Here is a 312-nt window from a genome sequence, read left to right as displayed (position 1 = left end):
TTCGGCACCACCGGCGTGCTCGCGTCCGCGCTCAACCAACAGACGACCCTGAGCGTCACCTGCTCGAACACCACGCCCTACAACGTCGGCCTCGACGCCGGCAACGTCACCGGCTCGACGGTCACGAGCCGCCTGCTGGCCGGCACCGCCACCGGCAACACCGGCACCACGGTCGGCTTCCAGCTCTATCAGGACTCCGGCCACACGACCGTCTGGGGCAATACGCAGGGCACCAACACGGTCGGCGGCACCGGCACCGGCTCGGCCCAGTCGATCAACGTCTACGGCCAGGTCGCGGCACAGGCCACGCCG

General features: G+C 70.2%; 1 protein-coding gene. It reads left to right on the top strand.

The window, feature by feature from the left end:
* A partial coding sequence (locus RZR99_RS33225; RefSeq protein ID WP_323123878.1) for a spore coat protein U domain-containing protein occupies positions 1-312 on the top strand: 312 nt, incomplete at both ends.

Origin of the sequence: Burkholderia alba (assembly GCF_034721475.1) — a bacterium.
In the GTDB taxonomy this organism is placed as follows: domain Bacteria; phylum Pseudomonadota; class Gammaproteobacteria; order Burkholderiales; family Burkholderiaceae; genus Burkholderia; species Burkholderia alba.
Note: the sequence above shows the minus strand (reverse complement) of the source record. Positions and strands in the feature narration are given on the sequence as shown.